This window comes from Roseibium sp. ROS1 (assembly GCF_054658215.1).
Genome location: NZ_BAAGIG010000001.1, coordinates 36,798 through 51,860 on the forward strand (window position 1 = coordinate 36,798; position 15,063 = coordinate 51,860).

Sequence of the window (15,063 nt, forward strand, 5' to 3'; positions counted from 1 at the left end):
CGTTCTTTCTCCGGAATTGCGAGCAAATCGGCCCTGTCATGACTGACGATGTGATCCTCAAGATCTCCAACCTCTCGAAATCCTTCGGGCCGGTTCAGGCGCTCAAGGGGGTAAGTTTCGAATTGCGCAAGGGCGAGATCCATGCGCTTGCCGGGGAAAACGGTGCCGGCAAATCGACGCTGATGAATATCATCGACGGCATTCTGCAGCCGGACAGCGGAGAAATCCGCTTCGATGGCGAACCGGTGGTCATTTCATCTCCGGCGATGGCGCAGAAGCTCGGCATCGGCTTCGTTCACCAGGAGATTGCCCTGTGTCCCGATGTGACGGTTGCCGAAAACATCTTCATGGCGACGACCAACGTCAGCAGTTCATTCCTGATGAACTATCGTGCACTTGAAAGGAAGGCCGCTGAAGTACTGGGCCAGCTTGGCGACATCGATCCGACGACACTCGTGCGGGATCTGTCGATTTCCCACCAGCAGCTTGTCGAGATCGCCAAGGCCCTGACACTCGATTGCCGGGTGCTGATCCTGGATGAGCCGACCGCGGCGCTGACAGAGAAAGAAGCGCAGATCCTCTTCAAGATCATGCGCCGTCTTGCCGACAAGGGCATCTCGATCATCTACATCTCCCATCGCATGGTCGAGATCTTCGACAACTGCGACCGGGTCTCCGTTTTCCGGGACGGCACCTACATCACTACCCGCAATGTTGCGGAGATCCAGCCCGATGACGTGGTCAATGCCATGGTCGGCCGGGTTATCGACGAGCTTTACCCGCGCAAGCAGTCCGAAAGCGAAAAGACGGACGATATCATTCTGGACGTTCAGAACCTGAGTGAAAGGACGCGTTTCAAGGATGTCTCGTTCCAGCTCCGCAAGGGCGAGATCCTCGGGATTGCCGGGCTGATCGGTGCCGGGCGCAGCGAGATCGTGAAGGGCATCTGCCGGCTTGAAGGCGACGTGACCGGGGAGGTTTCGCTCAATGGCCGCAAGCTGTCGCTGAAGACCTATCGCGACAGCATCTCCGAGGGCATCGTCTATCTGTCCGAAGACCGCAAGGGTGACGGCATCTTTCTGGATATGTCCATTGCCGCCAATGTCTCCGCCCTGAAGCCGGAACAGGTCGCGAATTCCTTTGGTCTGATTGCCGGAAGCCGGGAGGAGGCGCAGGCAGACTCGCTTGGCAAGCGTCTCAATCTCAAATGTGGCTCGCTGTCTGACCCGGTGTCATCGCTTTCCGGAGGCAACCAGCAGAAGGTTGCGGTCGCGAAAATGCTGTCGGTCAATCCGAAGCTGATCTTCCTGGATGAGCCGACGCGTGGTGTCGATGTCGGCGCAAAGGCCGAGATCCATCGCATCCTGCGCAATCTCGCCAGCAGCGGGGTCGGAATTCTGGTGATCTCGTCGGAGTTGCCGGAACTGATTGGCGTTTGTGACCGTGTGCTGGTCGTCCGGGAGGGACAGATCAGCGGCGAAGTCACGGGCGATCAGATGACCGAAGAAAACATAATGCACCTGGCGTCCGTGGGCGCCCAGGCAACCATAAACTAATCGTGGGGGAAACCATGGAAGACGCCGTCTCCCTGACAGACGCGCCGAACGGCAAACCGGCAGACGTATCGATGATCCGCAAACTGTTGCGCATGCGTGAAACGGGACTGATCGCGATCATCCTTGTGCTGTTCATCGTGATGTCCTTCGCCTCGCCCTACTTCCTGACCTGGGTGAACATGCGCGCCATGGTCATGGCCTTTGCCGTGGAAGGCATCGTGGTGGTCGGCATGACCATCCTGCTGATTTCCGGCGGGATCGATCTTTCGGTTGGCTCGGTGACAGCGCTCGCCATGGTGATTGCCGGCTGGCTGTTTCTGAACGGGGTCGACCCCTGGGCCGCGTCGGCGATTTCGATTGCCGCCTGCACGGCCATCGGGGCGTTCATGGGGTTCTTTGTCACCCGCGTCGGCCTTCATCATTTCATCGTGTCGCTGGCGATCATGGTGATCGCCCGGGGGGCGTGCCTTCTGGGCACGGGCGGGCGTCCGCTCGGTCTGTTCACGCTGCCGCCCGAGTTCAAGTTCATCGGCCAGGGGTCCATTGGACCGATCCCGGTCGTGATCCTGATCTTCCTTGTGGTGGTGATCGGCTTCGACTTCCTGCTGCGCCGCACGACCATGTTCCGCAAGGTGTTCTATACCGGCAGCAACGAGAAGGCCGCCGCCTATTCCGGCATCCGTACCAAGCGCGTGGTGTTCTTCACGACCACCCTTTGCTCGGCTCTGTGTGGTGTGGCCGGCATCATCTACATGGCCCGCTTCGGTTCTGCCCAGCCGACCTTCGGCATCGGCATGGAACTGAACGTGATTGCGGCGGCCGTTATCGGCGGGGCGAGCCTCAAGGGTGGTTCGGGAACCATTTTCGGAGCGATCCTGGGGGCGGTGCTGCTGTCGGTGGTCTCCAGCTCGCTCGCGCTTCTGGATGTATCGGTCTATTGGCAGGACATCATCCGCGGCTCGATCCTGCTGGCGGCGGTCTCCATAGACCACTATCTCGTCAAGAAACGCGCCTGACCCGGCTCCAGCGAAGAGGCAACCAGATGGCGGACAAGAAAAACGATATCGAGCTGATGCGCCAGATGCACACGGTTCTCGTGCTGCATTTCCTGGAAGGCAAGAAACAGTCGGAAATCGCCGAACTGCTCAACCTGTCGACGTCCAAGGTGAACCGACTGATCACCCAGGGCCGCAAGATGGGCATGATCAAGATCGATATCGAAAACCCGTTCCAGCGGTTGACGGATCTGGAAAACCTGCTGGAACAATCGACGCCGCTTTCAAAAGCACTGGTTACATCGTCCGTCGAAGGCAGCCCGAACACGACGCTGAAGCAGGTCGGGCTTGCCGCTGCCAACCATCTGGTGGAGACCATCCGCGATGGCGACATCATCGCCATCACGGGCGGCAAGGCCGTCGGGGCGGTCGTGCAGAACATCGAGACCGAACGGAAGTTCGACGTCACCGTGGTGCCGCTCACCGGAGGGGTGCAGGGTAAGTACCACACGGATGTCAATCATCAGGCCAGCCTGATGGCCGAGAAGCTGGGCGGCAAGGCACTGCAGCTTCATGCGCCGCTCTTTGCCGAAAGCCGGGAGCAACGCGACATGCTGATGGAAGTCGGCTCCATTCGCGAGGTCCTGGACCTGGCACGGCAGGCAACGATCGCTCTGGTCGGCATCGGATCCATCGCGACGCCCGGATCGAGCTACTACGACCTGCATCCGATGCCTGAATCGGACCGCAAGATGCTGGTTGGCAGCGGTGTCAGCGCCGAATTCCTGGCCTACCTGATGCGCCAGGACGGCACGGTTGCCGACTACGCCCTCAATTCGCGGCTGGTTGCACTGGCGCCTGAAGAGCTGCGGCGCTTCAAGCGCGTCATCGGGGTGACCTCGGGCGACGAAAAGATCTGGCCGATCCGGGCCGTCCTCAACGGAAACTATCTGAATTCACTCATCTTGGACGAGGACACCGCGGGAGCGGTCCTTGCAACCATGGAAGGCAAACAGAATGTTGCATGAAATGCTGACACGCGAGATCGGACGTTCAGGCATCGAGGCGTCGGCTATCGGGCTCGGCACCTGGGCCATTGGCGGCTGGATGTGGGGCGGCACGGATGAAGCCAAGTCGATTTCCGCAATTCAGGCTTCCATCGATGAAGGCATCAGCCTGATCGACACCGCTCCAGCGTATGGCCAGGGGCTGTCGGAGGAGATTGTCGGCAAGGCGATTGCGGGCCGCCGCGAAAAGGTGGTGCTGGCAACCAAATGCGGTCTCGTCTGGCACACCCAGAAAGGCAATCACTTCTTTGATTACGACGGCAAGCCGGTGCACCGGTATCTCGGCAAGGATGCGATCGTCCATGAGGTAGAGCAGAGCCTGAAGCGGCTTGGGACCGATTACATCGACCACTACATCACCCATTGGCAGGATCCGACCACGCCGATTGCGGAAACCATGGAGGCGCTGGAAACCCTGAAGACCCAGGGCAAGATCCGCTCCATCGGTGCCAGCAACACGACTGCCGACGATGTGAAGGCCTATGTGGCTGCAGGGCAGCTGGATGCGATCCAGGAAGAATATTCGATGATCAAGCGCGACATCGAGGAGACCCTGGTGCCGCTCTGCCTCAAGGAAAAGGTTTCGGTGCTGAGCTATTCATCGCTGGCGCTGGGTCTTCTGACGGGCAAGATCGGTCCTGACAGAACCTTCGAAGGTGATGATCAGCGCAAGGACAATCCGCGGTTCTCGGTCGAGAACCGCCGCAAGGTTGCCAGATTGATGGATGCCATTGCTCCGATAGCGGAGGCCCATGGAGCCACCAAGGCCCAGGTGGTGATCGCCTGGACGCTGCAGCAGCCGGGCATCACCTTCTCCTTGTGCGGAGCCCGCGATCCGGAGCAGGCGCGGGAGAATGCCAAGGCGGGGCGCCTCAGGTTGACCAGTGAAGAAATCGGGCTCATCGGCGATGCCGCCGCGACCCATCTGACCGAACTCGCCGCTTAAGAGACTTCGAAATTGAGATTGGAAAGGGCACCGGGCATCCGTCCGGTGAACGGGGAAGGCATGTCCGAACAACGGCAAGGAAAATGGGACCGTATCGCGCGTGACGGCGCGTTCGACGCCGTTGTCGTCGGCGGCGGTATCAACGGGATCGGGGTCTACCGGGATCTGGCGCTGCAGGGTGTCAGGGTGCTGCTGGTGGAACGGAACGACTTTTGTTCGGGGTGCAGTTCTGCCTTGTCGCGCATGATCCATGGAGGATTGCGCTATCTGGAAAACGGCGAGTTCGACCTGGTGCGCGAATCCCTGCGCGAACGCGACGCACTGCTGGTCAATGCGCCCCATCTGGTCCATCCGCTGCCGACCGTCATTCCCATCGGCTCGCTCTTTTCCGGGCTCTTGAACAGCGCGGCAAGTTTCTTCGGCTTTTCAGGTCAGCCTTCCAGCCGGGGAGCGGTCCCGATCAAGCTCGGGCTGACGCTTTATGACTGGGTGACACGCAAACGCCGACTGTTGCCGAAACACCGTTTCCGCGGAGCGAAGGCGACCCGGGATACCTGGCCTGGACTGACCGGTGCCATCCGGTGTTCGGCCACTTATCACGATGCCTGGATCAGCCACCCGGAGCGGCTTGGTCTGGAATTGGTCAGGGAAGCGGAAGAGGTGGCTCCGGACTGTGTCGCCCTCAACTATGCCTGTCTTGAGCCGTCCGGGAGCGGTTTTGTTGTGCGAGATCAGGTGAGCGGCCGAACGGAAGAGATCTCGGCGAAGATCCTCGTCAATGCCACTGGCGCCTGGCTGGATGATGCCATTGATGAGCTTGCCGGCAATTCCAGCCACGAACGCCTGGTGTCGGGTACAAAAGGATCGCATCTCATTCTCGACAATCCGGCGCTGGAGAAGGCGCTTGGTGGCCATATGGTCTATTTCGAGAATTCGGATGGCCGGGTCTGCATTGTCTTTCCGTTCTTTGGCAAGGTGCTGGCCGGGTCGACGGATATCCGCGTCAAGACAGCCGAACGTGTGCGCTGTGAGCCGGAAGAAGAAGCCTACATTCTGGGCTCGCTCCGGCTGGTTTTTCCGGAGATCGACTTCAATGCGGATGATGTCGTTTTCAGTTACAGCGGCATTCGGCCGTTGCCGAAGAGCGATCATGATTTTACCGGCCGGATTTCCAGGGGCCATTTTACCAAGCGTATCGAAGGACCTGTTCCGCAGATCTGCATGATCGGCGGCAAGTGGACAACGTTCCGTGCCTTTGCCGAACAGGCAACGGACGAAGTGCTCAGCGAACTTGGCCGGACCAGGCAGGTCGGCACCCTGTCGCGCCCGATCGGCGGCGGAAAGGATTTTCCTGATGCTGCCGTGATCCTGGAGCGCGACCTGATCTCGAACCATGGCATTGGTCCCGCGCGCGCCGCGCACCTGGTGGCGACCTATGGCACCACAGCGACGGAGCTGCTGGCCTTTTGTCAGGGCAGGCCGGCCGACGAGGCACTTTCGACGCAGACAGAAATCACAGCGGCGGAGATCGCGTTCCTCGCCTCCCGCGAAAGCGTCGTGACCCTTGCCGACATCGTGTTGCGGCGGACGACACTCGCCATCCAAGGACTGATCAGTGAAGAGCTGCTCGACAAGCTGGCGGCTGTCGCCGGTGAAGAGCTCGGCTGGTCCGACGCAGAGCGCGGGTTTCAGCGCGACCGGCTGATCGAAGACCTTTCCACCTATCACGGCGTTTCGTTTGAAGATCGCCGGAACCAAGACACAAGCAGGAGCAGAATATGCGTTTGAGCCCCAAAGCCCGGATGAACCGGATGTTCACCCACGGCGGCTGCCTGGATGTTGCCGTTGATCATGGCGTGTGCAACGAACCGAGCTTCATGGTTGGTCTGGAAGACATGGCCGGGGTTGTCGACACCCTGGTCAAGGCCGGACCGGATGCGATCCAGATGGCCTATGGCCAGGCGGATCTGTTGCAGTCGCGTCCGGAGAAGGACAAGCCGGCGCTGGTGATGCGCATCGACATGGGCAACCCCTACAATGACCAGCGCCACCGGGTGATGTGGTCGCTGCTGCAGAATGCCGACGAGCCGATCATCGGGGCTCTGGAAATGGATGCGGCTTGTGTCGTGGTGAACCTGTTCATGTTGCCGGACGAGCCGGAGCTGTTTCGCCAATGCGTGGAGAATATCTCCAGGGTGCGCGCTGCCTGCCACAAGTACGGCATGCCGTTGATGATCGAGCCGCTGGTGATGCTGCCGAACGACATCCGGGGTGGCTATCAGGTTGATGGCGACGCAGACAAGATCGTGACACTGGTTCGGCTGGCAAGCGAGATGGGAGCTGACATCATCAAGGCGGACCCGACCGATAACGCGGAAGATTTCCACCGGGTGGTCGAAGCGGCGCGCGTTCCGGTTCTGGTGCGTGGTGGTGGCAAGGAAGACCTGAAGACCGTTCTCAGGAAATCCGCTGCACTGATGCGCCAGGGTGCCAAGGGCATGGTCTATGGACGCAACATCTATCAGCACGACAACCCGAAAGCGGTGGTTGCGGCACTCATGGCGATGATCCACAACGGTGCCGACGGTGACGAAGCATGGGACATCTATAATCGTGGCTGACGACAGGACTTATCTGCTGGGGCTTGATGCCGGCAACACGGTGATCAAGGCTGTCCTGTTCGATCTGGCGGGCCGCCAGGTGGCGATGAGCGCACTGGACGGCCAATCGTTTTCACCTGCTCCCGGACATGTTGAACGCGATCTCGGAGAGTTGTGGCGCAATGCGCAAACGGTTATCCGCGAGTGCCTTGACAAAGCCGGTGTCGAGCCTTCGCAGATCGCGGCAGTTGGTTGTGCCGGGCACGGCAATGGTCTTTACCTGCTGGACAAGGACCATGAGCCACTGCTGGGCATCCAGTCGCTGGATACGCGCGCCGCGGATCATGCAGGCAAGCTGCGTGAGGCGCATGGCGACAGGCTGCACGCCCTGAGCCTGCAGGAGCCCTGGCCATCCCAGACCCCGACGCTGCTTGCCTGGATCAAGGATAACCGGCCGGATCTTTATGCCCGGACCGGAACCGTGCTCCTGTGCAAGGACTTCATCACCTTCAAGTTGACCGGAGAACGCGTCAGCGAGATCTCCGACATGTCGGGGTGCGGTCTGCTGAGGTTGCCGGACAATCTCTACGACAGGGAGCTGCTGGAACTTTATGGTCTCGGCGAGGCGGAGCCGATGCTGCCGCATCTGGTCGAACCGGCGGATGTGGCCGGGCATGTCACGGCAGAAGCCGCGGCTGCGACCGGACTGAAGGAAGGGACGCCGGTTGTCGGCGGCTATTTTGACGTGATCGCCAGCGCGCTCGGGTCGGGCGTTGTCCATCCCGGCGAAGCCTCGATCATTGCAGGCACCTGGAGCATCAATCAGGTCTTTTCGGAGGCCCCGATCGTCGACAAGGCAATGTTCATGGCCTCGGGTTTTGCCCCCGGCCGGTTCGTCAATATCGAATCGAGCGCAACATCGGCTGCCAACCTGGAATGGTATGTGCGGGAGCTGGTGGAGCGCGGGAAACATCACGACGATCCGTTCGGCTATTGCAACGCGAGGATCGCGGAGGTCGCGCCCGCGGCGGACGACCCGTTCTTTCATCCGTTCCTTTACGGCTCGCGGCTTGGGGCGGACTTCCGCGCCGGGTTCTATGGTCTCGCCGGCTGGCATTCGGAAGGGCACCTGCTGCGGGCCTTGTTCGAAGGGGTTCTCTTTGAACATCGCCGCCATATCGAGGTGCTCGGGAGAACCGGTGTCACGTTCGACCGGGCAGTGCTCTCCGGAGGCGGGTCACGCAGCCCGGTCTGGCCGCAGATGTTCGCCGATTGCCTGGGCGTTCCGATCACCGTTGCGGAAGCCCGTGAGACGGGTGCGCTGGGCGCGGCCATTGGAGGCGGTGTTGGTGTCGGTCTCTTCCCTGATTACGAGACGGCTGTTGCAGCCATGACGAGGGCGCAGAAGGAATACCTGCCGGTGGCTGCGATGAAATCGCACTACGACCGGCGCTACCGGACCTACTGCAAGCTGACAGATGCTCTTCGGTCCTTCTGGGCCGATATGCATGTCATGGACGAATAGTCCTCTTGGAGGAATTGCCGAAACGTCAGGATCTTCTAGTGTGAGGGAAACAGCCGGGCGAATTCGCATCGGCGAGCGCCCACATATGTCTTTTTTCGAGTTTGCGAAGAAACAGAAAACCTGATCAGGATGAGGGTGTTAAAGGGTCTCATCAGTGCCGGCGGAAGATTGCCTGGTCCGGCATGATGCAGATCATCGAAGTTTGGACCGCAGCAGGAAAGACTGCGGACAGGAAATGGGCAGGAAACGGGAAACGACATGAGCGGTCCGACTTCACTCGATGGAACCTACGATTATGTGATCGTTGGGGCCGGAACGGCCGGCTGTGTTCTGGCAAACCGGCTGACCGAGGATCCTTCGGTCAAGGTGCTGCTTTTGGAAGCAGGCGGTTCGGACAATTATCACTGGGTGCATATCCCGGTCGGATATCTCTTTTGCATTGGCAATCCGCGCACCGACTGGATGATGAAGACAGCCAGCGAGCCGGGCCTCAACGGACGCAGCCTAGTCTATCCGCGTGGCAAGGTTCTGGGCGGCTGCACGTCCGTCAACGGCATGATCTACATGCGCGGCCAGGCGGCGGATTACGACCATTGGCGTCAGCTTGGCAACGTCGGCTGGTCCTGGGATGATGTGCTGCCCTATTTCCTGAAGTCGGAAGACCATCATGCCGGAAAGTCAGGTTTGCATGGCGGTGGCGGTGAGTGGAAAGTCTCCAAGCAGCGCCTGAAATGGGAAATCCTCGAAGCCGTTCAGAAAGGCGCACGGGAGTTCGGTGTCGAACCGCGCGCGGATTTCAATGACGGCAGCAACGAAGGCAGCGGTTTCTTCGAGGTCAACCAGAATGGCGGCGTTCGCTGGAACACGGCGAAAGGTTTCCTTCGCCCGGCACTGAAACGGCCGAACCTGCGCTTGATCACCCATGCCGAAACCAGGTCGATCCTGCTGGAAGGCAAGCGCGCAGCCGGTGTTACCTTCACCGTGAAGGGGCAGGAAAGGACCGCGCGGGCGGAGCGCGAAGTTCTGCTGGCTGCCGGTGCGATCAATTCACCCAAGATCCTGGAGCTTTCCGGCATCGGCAATGGCGCGGTGCTGTCGCAGCACGGCATCGAGGTGAAGCATGAACGTGCTGGCGTTGGCGAGAACCTGCAGGATCACCTTCAGATCCGAACGGTCTACAAGGTCAAGAACGCCAAGACCCTGAACACCATGGCCAACAGTCTTTTCGGAAAAGCCTCGATTGCGCTTCAATACGGGTTGATGCGATCCGGGCCCATGTCAATGGCACCCAGCCAGTTCGGCATGTTCACCAAGTCAGATCCGTCACTTGAAACGCCGGATCTCGAATATCACGTCCAGCCGCTCTCGACCGACAAGCTCGGCGACCCGCTGCATCCGTTCCCGGCAATCACGGTTTCGGTGTGCAACCTTCGTCCGGAAAGCGTTGGTGCGTCACATATTCAGAGCGGTGATAGTGGGCAGCAACCCGACATCAAGCTGAATTACCTGTCGGCGGAAAAAGACAAGCTCATTGCCCTCAAGTCCGTACGTCAGGCACGGGAGATCATGACGGCCAAGGCCTTGCAGGCCTACCAGCCGGAGGAAATCCTGCCGGGGCCTCAGGTCGACAGCGACGAGGACCTTCTGAAAAAGGTCGGCGATATCGCCACCACGATCTTCCACCCGGTCGGAACCTGCCGGATGGGTCCGGACGAACAGTCGGTCGTCGATCCTCAGCTGAAAGTTCGCGGTCTCGATGGCCTTCGGGTTATCGATGCCTCGATCATGCCGAAGATCGTTTCCGGCAACACGGCTTCGCCCGTGGTGATGATCGCCGAAAAGGCGGCGGACATGATCCAGGCTGAACGGCGTGCCTGAGAGGAGCTCTGGTCGGAGAAATTGGGTGTGGTTGGTCCATTCTGCTGAAATCTGCCCACCCACTGCCTCATCCTGAGGAAGCGCCTTGGCGGTGTCTCGAAGGATGGGCGGCATATTCTGGGCAAGCGGCCCATCCTTCGAGACGGACCTGACGGTCCTCCTCAGGATGAGGGGGAAGTTGGTTGGGCTGAACTGAGTCGAGCTAACTTAAGCTGAGCAAACCTGTATTGAGCTGCTTGGGGCGTGTCCGGCAAATCTCTGAAATTTCACACCTAATCAGCCGCCTTCACCCGATATGGCACAATACCGCGCTGGCCTGAATCGATGAAGGGTTCCTTGTCGACGGCCGGGAAGGCGCGCTGGTCGCAATTGTCCCTCGGGCAGATGCGGCAGTTGACGCCAATGGGCTCGGGCGAGGAGATCTCGTCGACTGCAAGCCCGTCGGCATAGACGACCGCATCGGCATATTGCACCTCGCAGCCGATACCAAGCGCGTAGCGACGCTCACCGCTGCGGTAGTCCGGCTGGTGCTTGGTGATGCTGGTCGCCACGCAAAGATAGCGTACTCCGTCAGGCATCTGGGCGACCTGTGAGGTGAACTTGTTGGAGTTCTGTTCAAAGGCCTGATGGACGTTCCAGCGCGGGCAGGAGCCGCCGAAGCGGGCGAACTGGAACCGGGTTGCGCTGTGGCGTTTGACGACGTTGCCGGCTCGGTCGATCTTCACGAAGTAGAACGGCAGACCTTTGGCACCGGGGCGCTGCAGGGTCGACAGACGGTGGCAGACGGTCTCGATACTGGCGTCCAGCCGGTTGGACAGAAGCTGGATGTCGTGCCGGGTTTCCGCAGCGGTTTTCAGGAAGTCGTCATAGGCCAGGATCAAGGCGCCCGCGAAATAGTTCCGCAAGGCCAGCCGCGCGATGCTTTCCGCCGACTTGGTCTTGAACCTTGCCTTGGTGACCTCTTCTGAAATGAGGTCCCGGACACACAGTTCGGCGACGACTGACCCAAGCAGGAAGCTCTTGGTCGATTGCGGAATGGCACTGTAGAGCGCGATGGTGCGGGCGAAATCGTCCTGACGGATCAACGTGCCTCGATAGTCCGGAAATTCCGTGACTGATATACCGAAGCGTTCCTGAAGCCAGGTGGTCAGGGCGGTGAACTTCGAAGGGGCTTTCGAAAGTCCGATCTCCAGCGAGAGCTTCTCCGCGGCCCGGTCGATGCTGTCGACGTAATTGTCCATGTAGTGGAAATAGTCGCGGACCTCTTCATAAGCGGATTTCCGAGGTCCGGGACCGCTTTCCGGACTGCCGCCGAGCTGGACCAGATCGTCCTCGTTTGCTTCCCGGTCGTGATAGGTCCGCAGCGCGCCGTAAAGATCCATGATCGCCTTGGTGACGCCTGGTGCCCGAGTGACCAGCTCATGCACTTCCTGCCGGCCGACGGAGGCTGTCAGAAACTGGGTGTCGGCGAAAATTTCCTGAAGATCCTGCACCACCCGGTCGAGGTCGTTCTGTTCGAAGGCCGACAGATCGACGCCAAAGATCCTGTTAATCGTTAGCAACACCGAGGCGGTGACCGGGCGGTTGTTGTTTTCGATCTGGTTCACATAGGCGGTGGACAGGCCGATTTTCTTTGCAAACTCCACCTGGGAAAGGCCGAAATCCGAGCGGATTTGCCTCAACGTGTGGCCGGAATAGAGTTTTTTGCTCACGCTTGGCACCCTTCAGGATCAAATTGCAAAACTTTAACATTATGCAGTATGCATTTTAACATTTTACAATAGCCGGATAATCATGAAAAGTCCTGCCACCACGGAGGAATACAAACCCAAGGAACATAGTGATGACCGCTCATTTCGCCTTGCCGACAAGTTCCGCAGTCAATGGTAGCGCCGGCCCGTTCGCCGCAGGCATCCGTTGGCCGATCAACCTCACCGACCTGGTGACGCCGCGCCAGCTGGAAATCATGGTGAAGCTGTGCGAAGGCAAGGTGAACAAGCAGATTGCCTATGAGCTGGACGTGTCGATTGCGACCGTCAAGGCGCATATCCGCAATGCGATCACTCGTCTCGGGGCGAAAAATCGCACCAATGCGGTTGCCATCGTCGCTGCCAACAGCGCGATTTTCCAGAACGCAGCCGCCTGATCTGGTGACAGACCAGCCTTCCGGACATCCAGCCAGAAACCTGTGGGTGTCCGGAGGTGGGTCAAACTGAAATACCGGTGCAGCCAGCTCGACTTTGTTTGATCAGGCGTGCGTCTGACAGATTGTGCAAGCCCCATCGACCGCGGCATAACGCGAGAAAATAACCGCGAACCGCAGCCAGTCTGACGGCGAGACCGCCGTCAGTCGCTTGCATTTTGTCGAAAACCTGCTTCCCGACCCCACTGAACATACGAGCCGGACGTTTCCGGCAAAGGATCAGGCTGTCCGCTTGATCATGGATGTGCGGATGCTTTCCACCTCCGCGGCGAGGAAGTCGCAAAAGTCCTTGGCGACAATGGAAATCGGCCGGTGGGTCGGTGTGAGGATCGACAGGCTGTTCTGAATGCGCGGCCGGAACGGACGAAAGACGATCATGGGCGGGCCCATGCCGAGCCGACCTTTTTCCTGCGCGTTGTAGGCCGTGATCATGTCGCACATCAGGGCGCAGAGGCCTGCTTCGACGAAGCGGAGCCCAAGCCAGGCCGTCTGAAGTTCGAAGCGCTGGTTGAAACGAACTCCGGCATCGCGAAAACGGGCGAGTGTCTGCCGGTGGCTGCGATGTTCTGAATGAAGCAGCGCCAGCGGATATCCATCCAGTTCAGTCGGGGTAATGACTTCCTTCGAGGCCAGGGGATCGGTCGCGGGGATCGCGCACATGCATTCCAGGTCGAAGTCGATCTGGTCGAAGGAATTTCGGGCTCTCGGTGTTTCTGCAAATCCGATATCGAATTGCTGCGCGGCGATCAGTTCCTCGATTTCGGCTGACGTTCTGCTGGCCAGGGCAACCTTGACGCTTGGCTTGTCGGCAATGAACTTCGACAGGCTGTTGGGCAGGAAATCGGCCGTCGCTTCCGGTATGCCTGCGACCCGCAGTTGGCCGTGTTCCCGGTTGGCGAGACCGCGCAGGGTGCGCTTGGAAATTTCCAGCCGCTTGAGAATGGCTTCCGCTTCTTCCAGGAAGAATTCCGCTTCCGGTGTCGGAACCAGACGGCCTTGCTCGCGAACGAACAGTTTCAATTCCAGTTCGGTTTCAAGACCCGCGATTGTGGAGCTGACTGCAGGTTGCGTCCGGCCAAGCGTACGCGCGGCTTCAGAAATCGAGCCACTTCGCATGACCTCTCGAAAGGTCGCCAGTTGCCGAATAGAAAGATTCATGGTTCTGCGAGAACCGCCCTCTCAAATCTCCACATTTATTAATGTGTCGCCTAAACAGGTGCAGGTCAACACATGCAGAGAATTGTTGTGTATTCTTGTGGGTTTAGCTGAATAAACGCGAATAATACCTGCTTCGATTCCGTAATATTGCTATATTACGGAATCGAATGCTTCCCTCCGCGTAAGCTCAAGCCGTCCCGACAAGCTCGGGACGATTTCCGGCTGGTCTCAAGGTGCCGGTGACCAGAGCCTTGCAAGATCGAAGTTGTTGACGTCCTCAAGCAGCTCGACAAAGCCGCGTGCTGCGTGATCGAGCGATTGCCGACCCTTTTCAGCCGTGGCCAGCGAGGCGTTGCCGAGCGCGCCAGTTATGTTCAGGTCCTGCGCCTTCCATCCGTATTGGGCTTTGCCGTGGCCACGCAGATGCTTGAATTCCTGCAGGTAGGTTTGCTGTTCCGACGGAAAATCGGTGGCAAGCTCCATGCGGACAAGATCAGGACGCAGATGTAACATCAGTGATGTTTCGATGTCGCCGCCATGTATGCCGTATGTGAATTCCGCGTCGGCATACAGCCCGTCAGGCTGACCGAACCGCAGCCAGTTGGTGGCGGTGACGAACATGTCGTGTTTCACGCGTAGCTCCCGCGCCACGATATCCAGAACAGGAACGTTGCCGCCGTGGGAGTTGATCAGCACAAGTTTGCGAATTCCGGCACGAGCGACGCTTTCACCCAGCTCTAGCCAGGCGCGTGTGACCGTGTCCCAGGCCAGGGTCAATGTGCCGGGTGAAGAGATGTGTTCGTCCGATTTGCCGACGGCCTGTACGGGTAGGAAAGTGACGGGCAGACCAGTGGGCAGAAGCTCGAGTACCCGCTTGACCTGACCTTCTGCGATCGTCGTGTCCGTGGACAGTGGCAAATGCGGGCCGTGCTGTTCGATGGCCGCAACGGGAAGAACCGCGATCCAGTCTTCAACTCCTTGCGACTGAAAGTCGAGGGTTGTCATGTCTTGCCAATACGGCTTGGGCAGCATGGATCCGTTCCGCTTTGAAGATACGTCACTTTCTCCTTTGCATAGCGTGTCCGGGCAGGCAAGAGGCGGCAGAAGAACGGCCATTGAGCGAGTGGGTCTTCAC

At 59.4% G+C, this 15,063-nt stretch carries 12 protein-coding genes; 9 read left to right on the plus strand and 3 right to left on the minus strand.

From position 1 onward, the window contains the following. The first annotated feature begins 38 nt into the window (after positions 1–38). From ACYQ6M_RS00160 to ACYQ6M_RS00195, 8 genes are all read left to right on the plus strand, one after another. On the plus strand, positions 39–1,556 hold the full coding sequence (locus ACYQ6M_RS00160) for a sugar ABC transporter ATP-binding protein (protein WP_460071469.1): 1,518 nt from the start codon (positions 39–41) through the stop codon (positions 1,554–1,556). Positions 1,557–1,627: 71 nt separating this feature from the next. After that, the gene (locus ACYQ6M_RS00165) at positions 1,628–2,572 is read left to right on the plus strand and encodes an ABC transporter permease (protein ID WP_075284065.1); all 945 of its coding nucleotides are present in this window, start codon (positions 1,628–1,630) and stop codon (positions 2,570–2,572) included. Between the two features lie 26 nt (positions 2,573–2,598). After that, complete coding sequence (locus tag ACYQ6M_RS00170; RefSeq protein WP_023003710.1) at positions 2,599–3,579, plus strand: sugar-binding transcriptional regulator; 981 nt, start codon at positions 2,599–2,601, stop codon at positions 3,577–3,579. After that, positions 3,569–4,564, plus strand: coding sequence for an aldo/keto reductase (locus ACYQ6M_RS00175; RefSeq protein ID WP_055661136.1), 996 nt, complete (start codon positions 3,569–3,571; stop codon positions 4,562–4,564). The genes ACYQ6M_RS00170 and ACYQ6M_RS00175 overlap by 11 nt, the downstream gene beginning before the upstream one ends. Positions 4,565–4,624: 60 nt before the next feature. Continuing rightward, on the plus strand, positions 4,625–6,352 hold the full coding sequence (locus ACYQ6M_RS00180; protein ID WP_460073167.1) for a glycerol-3-phosphate dehydrogenase/oxidase: 1,728 nt from the start codon (positions 4,625–4,627) through the stop codon (positions 6,350–6,352). Then, positions 6,343–7,185, plus strand: a complete 843-nt coding sequence (locus tag ACYQ6M_RS00185) for a class I fructose-bisphosphate aldolase (protein WP_031270580.1) — start codon at positions 6,343–6,345, stop codon at positions 7,183–7,185. Before ACYQ6M_RS00180 ends, ACYQ6M_RS00185 begins: the two co-directional genes overlap by 10 nt. Next, positions 7,178–8,689 carry an FGGY-family carbohydrate kinase gene (locus ACYQ6M_RS00190; protein WP_152505467.1) on the plus strand — a complete coding sequence of 504 codons (1,512 nt, stop codon included), beginning with the start codon at positions 7,178–7,180 and terminating at the stop codon, positions 8,687–8,689. The genes ACYQ6M_RS00185 and ACYQ6M_RS00190 overlap by 8 nt, the downstream gene beginning before the upstream one ends. A gap of 258 nt (positions 8,690–8,947) precedes the next feature. Next, positions 8,948–10,567, plus strand: a complete 1,620-nt coding sequence (locus tag ACYQ6M_RS00195; protein WP_460071472.1) for a GMC family oxidoreductase — start codon at positions 8,948–8,950, stop codon at positions 10,565–10,567. 272 nt (positions 10,568–10,839) lie between these two features. Here ACYQ6M_RS00195 and ACYQ6M_RS00200 read toward each other — a convergent pair whose 3' ends face one another. Next, the gene (locus ACYQ6M_RS00200; RefSeq protein WP_023003698.1) at positions 10,840–12,279 is read right to left on the minus strand and encodes a helix-turn-helix domain-containing protein; all 1,440 of its coding nucleotides are present in this window, start codon (positions 12,277–12,279) and stop codon (positions 10,840–10,842) included. Positions 12,280–12,410: 131 nt separating this feature from the next. Between ACYQ6M_RS00200 and ACYQ6M_RS00205 the strand changes: the two genes are divergently transcribed. Then, positions 12,411–12,713 (plus strand): helix-turn-helix domain-containing protein, encoded by a 303-nt coding sequence (locus tag ACYQ6M_RS00205; RefSeq protein WP_077291702.1) that lies wholly within the window; start codon positions 12,411–12,413, stop codon positions 12,711–12,713. Between the two features lie 276 nt (positions 12,714–12,989). Here ACYQ6M_RS00205 and ACYQ6M_RS00210 read toward each other — a convergent pair whose 3' ends face one another. Then, positions 12,990–13,928: a LysR substrate-binding domain-containing protein gene (locus ACYQ6M_RS00210; RefSeq protein WP_031270575.1), complete on the minus strand. Its 939-nt coding sequence runs from the start codon at positions 13,926–13,928 to the stop codon at positions 12,990–12,992. 228 nt (positions 13,929–14,156) lie between these two features. Then, positions 14,157–14,960 carry a creatininase family protein gene (locus tag ACYQ6M_RS00215; RefSeq protein WP_460071475.1) on the minus strand — a complete coding sequence of 268 codons (804 nt, stop codon included), beginning with the start codon at positions 14,958–14,960 and terminating at the stop codon, positions 14,157–14,159. Positions 14,961–15,063 lie beyond the last annotated feature (103 nt).